The organism is Stenotrophomonas sp. TWI819, assembly GCF_039673075.1.
Classification (GTDB): Bacteria; Pseudomonadota; Gammaproteobacteria; order Xanthomonadales; family Xanthomonadaceae; genus Stenotrophomonas; species Stenotrophomonas rhizophila_B.
This window is the reverse complement of the sequence record NZ_JBDJKY010000017.1, coordinates 40,099-52,451: the sequence shown is the minus strand read 5'-3', so window position 1 is coordinate 52,451 and position 12,353 is coordinate 40,099. Positions and strand designations below refer to the sequence as shown.

Below are 12,353 nucleotides of genomic sequence, written 5' to 3'. Positions count from 1 at the left end.
GTGCTCCTTGGGCGGCGGCTTACGCGTGCTGGGCGGATGCGTTCGCATCCAGCCAGTCGGCCAGCCCGGTCAGGGTGTCGAACTGCAGATCGGGCTGCAGTGAAGGGTGGGACCAGGTGTGTTCTTCGCGGTTGATCCAGCAGCCGCGCAGGCCGGCCTGCATCGCACCGACCACGTCCATCTCGGCGTGGTCGCCGACGTGCAGGACCTGGGCAGGCGCGACGCCGAGGCGGTCGCAGGCGGCATGGAAGATGCTGGCGGCCGGCTTGGCCGCACCGTGCTCGCGCGAGCCGAGCTGGAAGGAGAAGTGGTGTGACACGCCGATCCGCTGCAGGTCGGCATTGCCGTTGCTGAGGGCGGCGACCGGCACGCGTGCGGCGATCCGGGCCAGCGCCTCCATCGCATCCGGGTAGAACTCCACCTGGTTGCGCGCGGCGTAGAACGCCTCGTAGGCCGGCTCCAGCAGCGCCGGATCGGCGCCGCTTTTCTCCAGCGCCTCGCTCAGCGTCAACCGGCGCAGCGCGCTCAGGTCGTAGTGCAGGTGCGGGTTGTCATGGAAGGAGCGCTCGCGCAGTTCGCGCATCGCCGCCACCGGGTACATCGCGGCAGTGGCGGGGCTGTGCTGGAGCATCCACTCGTACAACACCTGGTCGATGCGGGCGCCGATGGGGGCGAACGGCCACAAGGTGTCGTCGAGGTCGAGGGTGATGGCTTGGACGGGGAAATTCACCCCGCCATTCTACGCCTGCGCGCGCGGGCTTTCATGGCGCGCGCAGGCGCCGAGGTGTGGTGCTTCAGCGCAGGTCGTAGGAGCAGGCGATGGATGCCTGGCCCTCGTCCTGCCGCACGCTCAGGTCGTGGCGGCCCACTTCCAGGGTGTAGTCGCCAGCTTCGTTGCGCGGAATCTTCGCCAGCGCTGCGATCTGGTCGATACCGGCTGTGCTGAAGTAGGCGGTATAGCTGTCGATGCTGTCCTCGCCGTTGGCACCGTCGTACAGGTGCAGGCGGTTCACTGGCTGGCCCAGCACGAGCAGCGGCGTGGTCAGCGCATACTCGCCATCGGACAGTTCGCCGTACGCCTGCAGTTCGGTCGGCTTGAGCACCTTCGCCAGCGCGGCGAACTGCGCAGGCGTCAGGTGACGCTTGCAGGTGACCGCCTCGACCAGCTGGCGGCTGGCCACCTCGGCGCTGGGCAGGGGTGCGGCCAACGTCGGGGCGGCGAGGGTGACAAGGCCGGCGAGGGCCAGGCAACGGGTAGCGAAGGAAGACATCAGGGTCGGGATCCATCCGAAAAGGTGCCGGTATTCTGGCAGCACCCGGGATCGCGCGGCCAGTCGTATCCTTGCCCTGAACCGCTTATTCCAGCAGCTTGGCCCAGCCCTGGGTGCCATCCAGCCGCGCCAGCACCAGCTTGATGCAGACCAGCAGCGGCACCGCCAGCAGCAGGCCGATCATGCCCCACAGCCAACCGAACACCATCAGCGCCAGGATCAGGATCAGCGGCGAGATCGCCATCTGCCGGCCGAGCACGATCGGTGTCACGACCTGGCCCTCGATGGTATGCAGCGCCAGGTAGCAGGCCGCCGGCAGCAACGCCTTGAAGGGATCACTGAACTCCACAAAGCCCATCAGCAGCATCAGCGCCACGCCGATCAGCGGACCCACGTAGGGCGCGAAGTTCAGCAGCGCGGCCACGGTGCCCCACAGCAGTGCCTCCTGCAGCGAGATGCCGAGCAGCAGCAGGATGCCGGAGAACACCAGGCCGACCAGCGTGTTGATCACCGTGATGGTCAGGACATAGCGCGACACTTCACGTTCGATCGAACGCAGGATGTCGGTGGTGAACCGTTGCTGCTGGCGGCTGGGGAACAGCGCGATGGCGTGCTTCTGCAGGCTCTGCCCGTAGATCATGAAGAACAGGGTCAACAGCACCACGGCCAGCACCGAGGCGGCCAACCGGGGCGCCCGGGTCAGTACCTTGTAGGGATCATCGAGCTGGGTGCGCACGATCTGCACGCGGCGGCTGCCTTCGCCCCCCGCCACACGTGCGAAATTCTCGGCCGCCTGGTTGGCCTGCTGCACCGGCTTGGTCAGGTTCTGCACCTGGCGGGCGACCTTGCGCAGCTGCTGCGGTGCCTCCTGCGCCCACTCCATTGCCGGGCCGACCAGCTGCACACCCAGTGCGGCAGCGCCACTCAAGCCAACGCCGAGCACCAGCACCGCGCCAAGGAAGCGGGGAATCCAGATCTTCTGCAGCATCCTCAGGATCGGGTTGCCGACCAGCGCGAAGAACATCGCCAGCAGGATCGGCAGCACCACGTCCTGTGCCGCCCACAGAGTAAAGGCCACGGCCAGGGTGGCCAGGATGACCAGCGACATTGGCGCGCGTGGACGCGGCGGGGAAGGTGCGACAGCGGCTTCAGCGGAAGGGGACACCGGAACGCTCATGCGGGTCGCACACGGGAAAGGAGCGTCATTATTGGGCAAGCCGGGTGCGCGTGGCGTGTGGGGGACGTGCAGATGAAGAAAGGCCCCGCGGCGACGCCGCAGGGCCTTCGGAAGAGACGGCTGAGCACAACTGCGATCAGCGTTCGGAGATATCCGTGGCCGCCTCGGCTGGCTGCGGCTGATGCGGCGAGGCTGGATCGGCACGCCGTTCCGGGTTGAGCCGTGGCGCTGCTGCTGCGGGAGCCGGCGCCGCCTGACGCGGGGCCTGATCGGCGGCATCATCTACCTTGTCCGCCGCCTGCTCGGCGGTGTCAGCCGCTTCGCTGGCCTGCATCGAGGCAAACGCCGCCTGGGTGCTGGCGACGAGATTGGAGACCGAGCCGATCATCTGCAACCACCGTGCGCCCTGCACTTTCGCGCCGAGACCGGTGGGTTCCAGTTTGCCGGCCAGGAAGCCGCCGGCCAGACCCACGGTGATGATGCGCAGCGGTGTCCATCCGGTACGCCAGACGGTGCTGAGGGTGGACCAGCTGCTGCGGGTCTTTTCCACCCGCACCGCCACCACCAGCTCGGCGCGCTGGACGCGTTGCCGCAAGGCTTCGAAGTTCATCGCTTCACCCCCGTGGTATCCACGTCGGCATCAGGATCTTCTTCACTGGGTTCGTCATACAGGCCCAACCGCGACAACTGGCGGCGGGTGGCATGCATGCCGGTATGGCGGAAGAAGAACGAGACACGCCACATGGCGTAACCGGTGACCAGCAGGCTGATGATCGAGGTGATCAGCAGCGAATGGAACCATGACAGGCCCCAACGCTGCATCAGGGCGATCAGCGTACCGGCCAGCAACAACCAGGCCGAGGCGCCGAATACGATCGCTACGCCTGCCCAGGCCAGCGCCCGGCCGAACGCACTGCGCGCCAGTGCGAAATCGGCAGAGGCCAACCGTCGCAGCGAGCGCAGCGTGTGCTTGGCCGAATCGACCGTCTCACGGCCGGCCTCACCGACCTGGCGGATGCTCTCGTCCAGGCGTGGTGCTTTTTCACCGCTGTCCGGTGGCGGGGTATCCGCGCCACCGGGGGCGGTCGACTGGGCTTGATCGCTCACGCCGCTGCTTACTTATCGCCGCCGCTGCGGGCCAGCTTGGCGATGATCCAGCCAGCCGCGAAGGCCACGCCGAAGGAGGCCAGCGGACGCTCACGGATCAGTTCGGCGGCGCTGTCGACCAGGTCCTTGCCCTTGTCCATCAGTGCATCAACCTGTTCCTTGGCGGCGGCACCGCCGAACTCGGCAGCGGCCAGGCCGGACAGTGCGGTATCGGACAGCTCGGCCTTGACGTTGGCCTTGCCGAGGCGCAGCTCGTCACCGGCAGCACCGGTGGCGCCCTTGATTGCACCGCCTGCGGCGGTGGCGGCCGACTTCAGGTGCGAGCCGGCTTCGCCCAGGTGTTCCTTCAGGTTCTCGGTATTGGTGGGGCTCATCGTGTATCTCCTGCTGTGCGATGGGGAAGGTGACCGCGGACGATCCGACGGCACCGAACACAAGGTAATAGCATCGGCCGGGTGTAAGCGACGTTACGGCTGACGCCGCGTTCAGCGCATCACCAGCTGGCCGCCGCCATTTCCACGGATGATCCTGAGCATCAGCTGGGCCGGGCGCTGCTGGAAGTTGGCGCGCCAGCTGGCGAGGTCGGCAAACTCACCTGCCGTTGCCGCGGTGATCACGTCACCCTGTGCAAGCCCGGAGGCTGCCGCGCGGCTGCCGCGTTTGACGTCACTGACCAATACCCCGCTGACGCCGGCCTGGCGCAGCGACTCGGGCAGATCGACGAACGTGGCCCCGCCCAGGCGCGGGTCGAGCGACTCGCCGGTGACCGCGCGCGCCTGTTCCTTCAGCGTGGCCTTGATCTGCAGCGGCTTGCCTTCGCGGCGCACGTCCAGGGTCAGCGTACTGCCGACCGGTTGCAGGCCTTCCACGTTGTGCAGCGCCTGCGCGCTGTCCACGCGCTGGCCGTTGGCCGACACCACCACATCGCCCGGCTTCAGTCCTGCAGCGGCTGCACTGGAACCGGCCAGCACGCGGGTGACCAGCGCGCCGCGTGTCTCGGTCAGGCCCAGGCCCTGCGCGATCTGCTGGGTGAGGTTCTGGCTCTCGATGCCCAGCGTGCCGCGCACCACCACGCCGTGTTTGACCAGCTGGTCGACCACGTCGCGCGCCAGGTTGGAGGGGATCGCCAGGCCCAGGCCGATGTTGCCGGCCATGCTGCCCTGCGGATTGAAACTGGCGGTATTGATGCCGACCAGCTGGCCCTGCAGATTGACCAGCGCGCCGCCGGAATTGCCCGGATTGATCGAGGCATCGGTCTGGATGAAGTTCTGGTAGCCCAGCCCGCGGATGCCGCTGCGGCCCACCGCCGAGACGATGCCGGAGGTGACCGTCTGGCTGAAACCGAACGGGTTGCCGATCGCCACCACGAAGTCGCCCACGCGCAGCTGCGCGCTGTCGCCGAGCTTGATCTCGGTCAGGTTGCCGGTCGGAATGCGGATCAACGCGACATCGGTATCGGCATCGGAGCCGATGAATTCCGCCTTGACCGTCCGCCCGTCGGCCAGGGTCACCTGCACGTCGTCGGCGTTGTCGATGACGTGGTGGTTGGTCAGCACCAGGCCCTCGGCGGCATCGATGATCACCCCCGAGCCCAGCGATTCGTTGATGCGTTCCTGCGGCACTTCCGGGAACAGGCGGCGGAAGAACGGGTCGTTGAAATAGGGGTTGCGCACGCGCACCACCTGCTTGGTGTTGACGCTGACCACCGCCGGCATCACACGGTCCAGCATCGGCGCCAGCGAGGGCACAGGTTGCCCGGCGACCGCTGCGGGCAGCGCGGCCGCGCTGGGAATCGTGTACGCGGCCGGCGCCGCTTCGGCACGGTTGTCCAGGTGCGCGTTGATGGCCGTGGCGGTGAACCCGCCGAAGGCAGCGGCGAGGGCGAGCGTGAGCAGGGTAGGTAGCGGTCGCATGGTCCGGCGGTTCCGTGTCGGAGGGGGCGGGGGCAGGGAAAACACGTATACGGTAATTCAACCTGAATGAGTGTGTCCGCAACCGGCTAAACCCGGGATGAAATTCGCCACGTCGTCAGCCTTCCGGTGACGCTCCCTGGGCGCGGAGGGTGGTGCCGATAGGGCCGGTGGCGAGGCACGAAGGTGGGTGGTGTGGTGCGTTCGGCGTCGTCCAGATGCACCTTGGTCGTGCGCCGGCAAGGCGCATCCGCGTCATTGAAACCAGCGCAAATACCGGGCGCGAGGGCAGGGAATGGATCAAGTGCGACGACCAATCGTCAGCTCATTGCATGCAGCCGACATGCGCATCGAGATACATCGCGCGTGCCACGCGCTGGAACGCCACTGCTGTTTTCAAGGGGTTTCATGCACGTGACCGGTGCGTTGCTTGCTGCCGCCGATGAGGGTGCTACTGTCGGCTTGGCACGAGCATCGCATCAAGACCGTTCCACGATGGACCGCGCCGGTATAGCATCGCCAGCGATTTGACTAACCAGGCCCCTTAGGAGGCACTCAATGAGCAACGGTAATGGTGTGACCACGGTTCTCTCGCAGACCGTCGAAGATGCAAAAGAAACCGCCACCAATGTGGGCGAGACCATCGCACACGTTGCGGAAGATGCAGTGGCTTCGGTGAAGAAGACCGCCAAGCGTGCACGCAAGGCTGCCACCACCCAGGTTGCCAAGGTCAAGAAGGCCGTGACCAAGGTCGAGAAGACCGTCGCCAAGAAGGCTGACAAGGCCGCCAAGTCGGTCGGCAAGACCCTGGCCACCGCCAAGCAGAAGCTGGAAGCAGCCAAGAAGAACGCCAAGGCCGAAGCCACCGCCATCAAGAAGCAGGTCGCCAAGAAGAAGGCCGCCGCTGAAAAGGCCGTGACCAAGACCACCAAGGCTGCCGGCAAGAAGGCCACGACCGCCAAGAAGGCCGTGACCAAGAAGGCGGCTGCTGCCAAGAAGACCGTGACCAAGAAGGTCGCCACCGCCAAGAAGGCTGTCGCCAAGAAGACCGCGACCGCCAAGAAGGCCGTGACCAAGAAGACCGCCGCCGCCAAGAAGACCGTCGGCAAGAAGGTCGCCGCTGCCAAGACCGCTGTTGCCAGGAAGTCGGCGACCGCCAAGAAGGCCGTGACCAAGAAGACCGCAGCGGCCAAGAAGGTGGCCGGCAAGAAGAGCGCCGTCGCCAAGAAGACCGTCGGCAAGAAGGTCGCCACGGCCAAGAAGGCTGTGGCCAAGAAGTCGGCCACCGCCAAGAAGGCGGTGACCAGGAAGACCGCGACCGCCAAGAAGGTGGCCGGCAAGAAGACCGCCGTCGCCCGCAAGTCGGTTGGCAAGAAGGTCGCCACCGCCAAGAAGGCCGTGACCAAGAAGACCGCGGCCGCCAAGAAGACCGTCGGCAAGAAGGTCGCTACCGCCAAGAAGGCGGTGGCCAAGAAGGCCCCGGCGAAGAAGGCTCCGGCCCGCAAGGCCGCCCCGGCCAAGCGTGCCGCCGCCAAGCCGGTTGCACGCAAGGCACCGGCCAAGCGCGCCCGCAAGTAAGTCAGTAGTTACGTGCTGCTCCTGCCTGAGGGCGGGAGCGGCATGGTGGGAACGGCCTTTGCCCGTCCCCGGTCAATTCGGCATCCCCGGTCGAGCGCATCGCGTCACTGTGCGATCAGGCTCCCGGACCCCGTCATCACCATCACCTCCCTGCGTCCCTTGCTAACCTGACCGGCAGACCTTCACGGGGAGACGCAATGCGCGGACTCGACTTCAGCTCCTGGCAGGCCATGCTCTCCACCCTGGTCGGGTTGTCGGTCATCACCCTGATCGGCGTCGGCATCCGGCTGCTGGTCATGCAGACCATGCAGCAGCGCCGCGAGCGCGAGAACCGGCAGATCAACGAGCGTCTGCGCACGCTGATCGCCGCGTACAAAGTCCTCGGCGGCTCGTTCACCGGCACGCTCGATGTCGATCCACGCCATCGCCGTGATTTCCGCGCGCTGCCCGACGGAAACCAAGAAGGCGATGCGCTGCATCTGCCCACGGAGGCGGAGAGCGGTGGCGAGCGTGCGCGCCGGATCCGTGATGCGGTGGAAGCAGCCCTGTCGGACATTGTGCTGCTGGGCACGGATGAGCAGGTGCGCCTGGCTGCGCATGCGGCCAACGAGATGGCCCAAGGCCGCGCCGTGCCCACGGCCGCGCTGGTGGTGTCGCTGCGCGACTTCATCCGCCAGGCGCTGGACCTGGATCCGATTCCCGCCTCGGTCACCATCCCGCGGCAGGGCCCGGCACGGCCCTCGGCCGGTGCGAAGGGCAAGGGCGATGCGGCAGAAAAAGGCGGTGGAAAAACCGGCGGTGGTGGTGGAGGAATGGGCGGCGGTGGCGGCACGGGCGGCGGATTCCAGAGCGACGACGAATCCGCCCACCCGCGCTGAGCGCTAGCAGAACCGCTCAGCCCTTGAGTTCCACCACCGGCACGAAGCCGCCGTAGATCATCCGCTTGCCATCGAACGGCATCGGGTTGTTCTCCGGGTTCATCCGCGGGTCTTCCATCATCTTCTGCATGCCGGCATCGCGCGTGGCCTTGTCCGGCCATTCGATCCAGGAGAACAGCACCGTTTCATCCTCCTTGGCCTCCACCGCGCGATGGAAGTCGGTCTGCTTGCCGTGCGGGACGTCATCGCCCCAACACTCCACCACGCGCAGCGCACCATGCTCGATGCAGATCGCATCGCCCATGCGGGCGTGCGTGAGGAAGGCGTCTTTGTTCGCGGTCGGGACAGCCAGTACGAAACCATCGATGTAAGCCATGGCAATGCTCCAGATGACGCGCCGGAATGGGCGTCTTCAAGACATACGACGAACCAGGGGGCGGGCAATCGACAGTGCGCCGGTGGCCCTTCGCAGCGGGTGAACGCCTTTGATCAGGGGCCGGGGGTCAGAAAACTCTGAATCAGAGTGAGGAACTTCCTGATGTTGCAGCTGACGCATTCAGCACATGATGGCGATGCCGGGCAGGACGCCCCACGGCGCCCTGCGGTCCAATGCCTCGCGGCACGGACCTCGGTGCATTCAGGAGGATGGACGCGTTAGCCGATTACTCCCCAAGAGCGGCTTCCCCAGCGCGTGACGCCCCGCAAGGGCACCGTCGTGACCAGAATCCTTTCCGTGCGCGGTTCGCGCGCGCGGCCCTCGCCCGCCTTTTCAGTTGCCCCTGTGACGGCCCTCGCCGTATGGGCATTCACGCCTTCCTCGCCTGAAAAACGCCACGCGCGTATGCCAGAGCGCGTCTGAACGCCGCCCCAAAATTCACTTTTGTGCACGCGGTCAACTTCAGGGCGGGTTGTGTCGAATAACGGAGAATTTACATTCCCGATGCAGTCCGGCCTCCATGCCGGGTGCAAGTAGTCCAAGACATAAAAGGTGTACCCCCATGAAGACCTCGTTGATTGCTCTGGCCCTGGCTGCCGCCCTCCCGTTCACCGCTTCGGCGGCTGAAGGCCAGTCCTACAACTACGCTGAAGCCGACTACGTCAAGACCGACGCAGATGGCGGCAAGGCCGATGGTTGGGGCGTGAAGGGTTCCTATGCCTTCCTGCCGAACTTCCACGCCTTCGGTGAGTACAACCAGCAGAAGACCGATATCGGCAACTTCAAGGTTGACCAGTGGCGCGTCGGCGTCGGCTACAACCAGGAAATCGGCAACAGCACCGACTTCGTGGGCCGCGTTGCCTACAACAAGTTCGACCCGAAGGAAGGCCTGGATTTCAACGGCTACAGCGCTGAAGCCGGTATCCGTACCGCGTTCGGCCAACACGCCGAAGTCTATGCCATGGCCGGCTACGAGGATTACAGCAAGAAGCACGGCGTCAATCCGGATGGCCAGTTCTACGGCCGCCTGGGTGGCCAGGTGAAGTTGAACCAGAACTGGGGCATCAACGGCGACATCAAGATGGATCGCCACGGTGACAAGGAATGGTCGGTCGGCCCGCGCTTCAGCTGGTAATTCCAGCGTGACCGCATCGCCACGTGCCTGATCGGCGTGGCAGAAAAGGCCCGGCATTGCCGGGCCTTTTCCGTGGGGCGCGATCCAGGCATGGGGCCCGAGGGATAATGAGTCACTTTCATGGAGATGACCGATGTCCCCATCCACCGATCTGCAGCAGCCTCGCCTCGGCTGTGGTGCCGTCATCCAGCGTGCCGATGGCGCGATCCTGCTGGTCCAGCGCGGGCGCCCGCCCGAGCAGGGGCATTGGGGGTTGCCCGGGGGCAAGGTCGATTGGATGGAAACCGTCGAACACGCGGTGATCCGCGAGGTAGAGGAGGAGACCGCGCTTCAGGTGACCGTGGAGCGTCTGTTGTGCGTGGTCGATCATTTCGAGCCGGCGCTTGCCCAGCACTGGGTCGCCCCGGTGTATCTGGTGCGCGCGCAGGACACCACGATCGCCTCCGTGCAGGAGCCCGAGGCACTGCTCGGGCTGGGTTGGTTCACCGCGGATGCACTGCCCGCGCCGCTGACGCTCTCTACGCGCAAGGCCCTGGAACACCTCTCGATCGCCCACTGAGTCCCCGCGCGCAGGGCGCTCAGCGTCGTGCGGCGGCGCCATCTCCCCGCGCCACGGCCTCTACTTCGGCCAGGCTGGTGATGGCGTAGTCACCCGGCGTGGACATCGCCAGCGCGCCATGTGCCGCGCCCAGATCCACGGCCGCCTGCTCGCCCTTGCCGCTGAGCAGGGCATGCACCACGCCGGCCACGAAGGCATCGCCGCCGCCGACACGGTCGAGCAGATCCACTTCGCGTGCGTCGGAGACATACAGCTGCGACCGCGTGCGCAGCGCACCGGCCCAGCCGTGGCGGGCGGCGTTGGCGGCGTCGCGCAGCGTGAAGGCCACCGCCTGCAACGCCGGGAACTGCGCCATCGCGCGCACGGCGGCCGCCTCCGCCGGACCGACATCCATCGGCGTGTGGCGGCAACCGAGATCGCTCAGGTCCATGCCCAGGCACGCCGCGAACGAATACTCATCGCCGATCAACAGGTCGCACTCGGCCGCGATGGCGCAGTTGGCGTGGCGCGCGGCATCCGGGTCGGGGTGGCTGTTCCAGAGGCTGGCGCGGTAGTTGAGATCGTAGGACACCGCCACGCCGTGCCGGCGCGCGGCCCGCACCGCGGTGATCGCGGTCTGCGCGCTGTGCTCGGACAGCGCGGCGAAGATCCCGCCGGTGTGCAGCCAGCGCACGCCGTGCTGCCCGAACAGCGCCTCCCAGTCGAACGCCTCCGGCTGCAGCTGCGAGGCCGCCGAGTACGCGCGGTCGGAAATACCCAGCGGCGCACGCACCCCGAAGCCGCGCTCGGTGAAGTTCAGGCCCATCCGGGTGTTGCGGCCGATGCCATCGTAGTCGCGCCACACGATCTGGCTGGCATCCACCCCGCCGCCCTGGATCAGCTGCTGGGCAAGCAGCCCCAGCTCGTTGCGCGGCAGGGCAGTGAGCACCCCGGTGCGATGGGCGAAGGTGCTGCACAGGCCGCGGGCGACGTTGTATTCGCCACCGCCTTCCCACACGGTGAACTGGCGCGCGCTGCGGATCCGGCCTTCGCCGGGATCCAAGCGCAGCATCACCTCCCCCAGCGCCAGTGCGTCCCAGCGCTGGCCGTTCTCGGCCGCAACCTGGAAGGTCTGGGCACTCATCGCGCCGGGCACCCGAGCAGCGCCAGATCGATGCCCGCGGCCATGCGCCGGTAGCCCTCGTCGTTGGGATGCAGGTGGTCGCGGGTGATCGCCTCGGGCAGGTTCTCCGGGTGGGACGGATCGCGCAGGATCTGGTCGAAGTCGATCAGGCCATCGAAGCCGCTGCGGCCGCCGCGCATCCAGGTGTTGAGCGTGGTGCGGGTGGCGGCCGCGATGGGCTCGTAGCGGTCCGAACCACCGAAGGGCGTGATCGTGGCGGCAATCGGGCGGATGCCGTGGCTGTGCAGGCGTTCGGCGATCTGCCGGTAACCCAGCACCATGTCCTCGGCATTGCGGCCGGCGACGGGCGGGGCGCCGCCATCATGGCGGATGTCATTGATGCCTTCGAACAGGATCACGCGGTCCACGTTCGGCAGCGCGATCACATCGCGGTCCAGCCGCGCCAGCGCGCTGTGGCTGCGGCCGTGATCCATCACCTTGTTGCCGCTGATGCCGGCGTTGACCACCACCACCTGGTCCGGGCACGCCTGCTGCAGACGGGCGGACAGCAGCGCCGGCCAGTCGCCATTGCTGCCGCGGGTGGCAGTGGCGCCTTCGGTGATCGAGTCGCCCAGGGCGACCACCACCACCGGCTTGCTGGCGCGTTCGGCGAGCACGGCGGAGACCACGTTCTGGCGGTAGGCGAGCTTGACCGCGTCGCCGACGGTGGCTGCGCGGCCATCGGCGATGCGCAGCGCGTTGCGGCGCACGGCCGGGCGGGTGGCATCCGGGAAATACACGGTGAGCGAGACGTCGGCCAGCGCCGGCGCGGTGATCGCGACCGGATCGCTGAGCAGCGCGGCGCCGACCGGCACCACGATCTCGCCGCGACCATTGAAGGTGACCGGCTTGGCCGCGGTGGCGGTGCCGGTGAGGTGGGCCGAGGCCCCGCCGATATGCAGCGGGGCCTGGCCGAGTTCATTGCTGATGCGGAAGCGCAGGGCGCGGGCCGAACTGGCCAGGCGCATGTCCTGGCGCACGGTCTGGTTGGCGAACTGCACCGGGGCCTCGGGGGTGCCATCAAGACGATCCGGCGCCGGCGAGGCGGTCCAGGCCGGCACCCAGACCTGGGCCTGGGCGGGCAGCGCCGCGGCGCTGGTGGCAAGTGCAAGAGAGAATGCAGTGATCCAGCGCAGCATG

Annotated in this window: 14 protein-coding genes; 4 read left to right on the top strand and 10 right to left on the bottom strand. The window is 67.0% G+C overall.

The window, feature by feature from the left end; all coding sequences use genetic code 11:
- Positions 1-19 precede the first annotated feature (19 nt).
- The 7 genes from ABE463_RS17405 to ABE463_RS17375 all read right to left on the bottom strand — a co-directional run bounded on the left by ABE463_RS17405 (position 20) and on the right by ABE463_RS17375 (position 5,468).
- On the bottom strand, positions 20-730 hold the full coding sequence (locus ABE463_RS17405) for an HAD family hydrolase (protein WP_346469013.1): 711 nt from the start codon (positions 728-730) through the stop codon (positions 20-22).
- A gap of 64 nt (positions 731-794) precedes the next feature.
- Positions 795-1,271 (bottom strand): hypothetical protein, encoded by a 477-nt coding sequence (locus ABE463_RS17400; RefSeq protein WP_346469012.1) that lies wholly within the window; start codon positions 1,269-1,271, stop codon positions 795-797.
- Positions 1,272-1,356: 85 nt separating this feature from the next.
- On the bottom strand, positions 1,357-2,448 hold the full coding sequence (locus ABE463_RS17395; RefSeq protein ID WP_346469011.1) for an AI-2E family transporter: 1,092 nt from the start codon (positions 2,446-2,448) through the stop codon (positions 1,357-1,359).
- A 136-nt stretch (positions 2,449-2,584) separates the two neighbouring features.
- On the bottom strand, positions 2,585-3,058 hold the full coding sequence (locus tag ABE463_RS17390; protein WP_346469010.1) for a protein sip-5: 474 nt from the start codon (positions 3,056-3,058) through the stop codon (positions 2,585-2,587).
- On the bottom strand, positions 3,055-3,555 hold the full coding sequence (locus ABE463_RS17385; protein ID WP_346469009.1) for a phage holin family protein: 501 nt from the start codon (positions 3,553-3,555) through the stop codon (positions 3,055-3,057). Before ABE463_RS17385 ends, ABE463_RS17390 begins: the two co-directional genes overlap by 4 nt.
- 8 nt (positions 3,556-3,563) lie before the next feature.
- A complete protein-coding gene (locus tag ABE463_RS17380; protein ID WP_121044161.1) occupies positions 3,564-3,929 on the bottom strand; it encodes a hypothetical protein in 366 nt (121 codons plus the stop codon).
- A 111-nt stretch (positions 3,930-4,040) separates the two neighbouring features.
- Positions 4,041-5,468, bottom strand: a complete 1,428-nt coding sequence (locus ABE463_RS17375) for a Do family serine endopeptidase (RefSeq protein ID WP_346469008.1) — start codon at positions 5,466-5,468, stop codon at positions 4,041-4,043.
- A 555-nt stretch (positions 5,469-6,023) separates the two neighbouring features.
- On the opposite strand from ABE463_RS17375, the gene ABE463_RS17370 reads away from it, so the two are divergent.
- A complete protein-coding gene (locus tag ABE463_RS17370; RefSeq protein WP_259260480.1) occupies positions 6,024-7,043 on the top strand; it encodes a histone in 1,020 nt (339 codons plus the stop codon).
- 197 nt (positions 7,044-7,240) lie between these two features.
- Complete coding sequence (locus ABE463_RS17365; protein ID WP_346469007.1) at positions 7,241-7,921, top strand: hypothetical protein; 681 nt, start codon at positions 7,241-7,243, stop codon at positions 7,919-7,921.
- A gap of 16 nt (positions 7,922-7,937) precedes the next feature.
- Here ABE463_RS17365 and ABE463_RS17360 read toward each other — a convergent pair whose 3' ends face one another.
- Positions 7,938-8,297, bottom strand: coding sequence for a DUF1428 domain-containing protein (locus ABE463_RS17360; protein WP_259260478.1), 360 nt, complete (start codon positions 8,295-8,297; stop codon positions 7,938-7,940).
- 622 nt (positions 8,298-8,919) lie between these two features.
- Here ABE463_RS17360 and ABE463_RS17355 point away from each other — a divergent pair.
- Both ABE463_RS17355 and ABE463_RS17350 read left to right on the top strand, forming a co-directional pair.
- Complete coding sequence (locus tag ABE463_RS17355; RefSeq protein WP_346469006.1) at positions 8,920-9,492, top strand: Ax21 family protein; 573 nt, start codon at positions 8,920-8,922, stop codon at positions 9,490-9,492.
- Positions 9,493-9,625: 133 nt separating this feature from the next.
- Positions 9,626-10,051 carry an NUDIX domain-containing protein gene (locus ABE463_RS17350; RefSeq protein ID WP_346469005.1) on the top strand — a complete coding sequence of 142 codons (426 nt, stop codon included), beginning with the start codon at positions 9,626-9,628 and terminating at the stop codon, positions 10,049-10,051.
- A gap of 19 nt (positions 10,052-10,070) precedes the next feature.
- On the opposite strand, the gene ABE463_RS17345 is transcribed toward ABE463_RS17350, so the two are convergent.
- Both ABE463_RS17345 and ABE463_RS17340 read right to left on the bottom strand, forming a co-directional pair.
- A complete protein-coding gene (locus tag ABE463_RS17345) occupies positions 10,071-11,174 on the bottom strand; it encodes a sugar kinase (protein WP_346469004.1) in 1,104 nt (367 codons plus the stop codon).
- Positions 11,171-12,352, bottom strand: a complete 1,182-nt coding sequence (locus ABE463_RS17340) for a GDSL-type esterase/lipase family protein (protein WP_346469003.1) — start codon at positions 12,350-12,352, stop codon at positions 11,171-11,173. The genes ABE463_RS17345 and ABE463_RS17340 overlap by 4 nt, the downstream gene beginning before the upstream one ends.
- Between the last annotated feature and the right edge of the window lies 1 nt (position 12,353).

Excerpts from the sequence above, each read along its gene's own strand:
- ABE463_RS17375 (WP_346469008.1), bottom strand. The coding sequence starts at position 5,468 with ATGCGACCGCTACCTACCCTGCTCACGCTCGCCCTCGCCGCTGCCTTC.
- ABE463_RS17355 (WP_346469006.1), top strand. The coding sequence starts at position 8,920 with ATGAAGACCTCGTTGATTGCTCTGGCCCTGGCTGCCGCCCTCCCGTTC.
- ABE463_RS17400 (WP_346469012.1), bottom strand. The coding sequence starts at position 1,271 with ATGTCTTCCTTCGCTACCCGTTGCCTGGCCCTCGCCGGCCTTGTCACC.
- ABE463_RS17360 (WP_259260478.1), bottom strand. The coding sequence starts at position 8,297 with ATGGCTTACATCGATGGTTTCGTACTGGCTGTCCCGACCGCGAACAAA.
- ABE463_RS17365 (WP_346469007.1), top strand. The coding sequence starts at position 7,241 with ATGCGCGGACTCGACTTCAGCTCCTGGCAGGCCATGCTCTCCACCCTG.
- ABE463_RS17380 (WP_121044161.1), bottom strand. The coding sequence starts at position 3,929 with ATGAGCCCCACCAATACCGAGAACCTGAAGGAACACCTGGGCGAAGCC.
- ABE463_RS17345 (WP_346469004.1), bottom strand. The coding sequence starts at position 11,174 with ATGAGTGCCCAGACCTTCCAGGTTGCGGCCGAGAACGGCCAGCGCTGG.
- ABE463_RS17395 (WP_346469011.1), bottom strand. The coding sequence starts at position 2,448 with ATGAGCGTTCCGGTGTCCCCTTCCGCTGAAGCCGCTGTCGCACCTTCC.
- ABE463_RS17370 (WP_259260480.1), top strand. The coding sequence starts at position 6,024 with ATGAGCAACGGTAATGGTGTGACCACGGTTCTCTCGCAGACCGTCGAA.
- ABE463_RS17390 (WP_346469010.1), bottom strand. The coding sequence starts at position 3,058 with ATGAACTTCGAAGCCTTGCGGCAACGCGTCCAGCGCGCCGAGCTGGTG.
- ABE463_RS17350 (WP_346469005.1), top strand. The coding sequence starts at position 9,626 with ATGTCCCCATCCACCGATCTGCAGCAGCCTCGCCTCGGCTGTGGTGCC.
- ABE463_RS17340 (WP_346469003.1), bottom strand. The coding sequence starts at position 12,352 with ATGCTGCGCTGGATCACTGCATTCTCTCTTGCACTTGCCACCAGCGCC.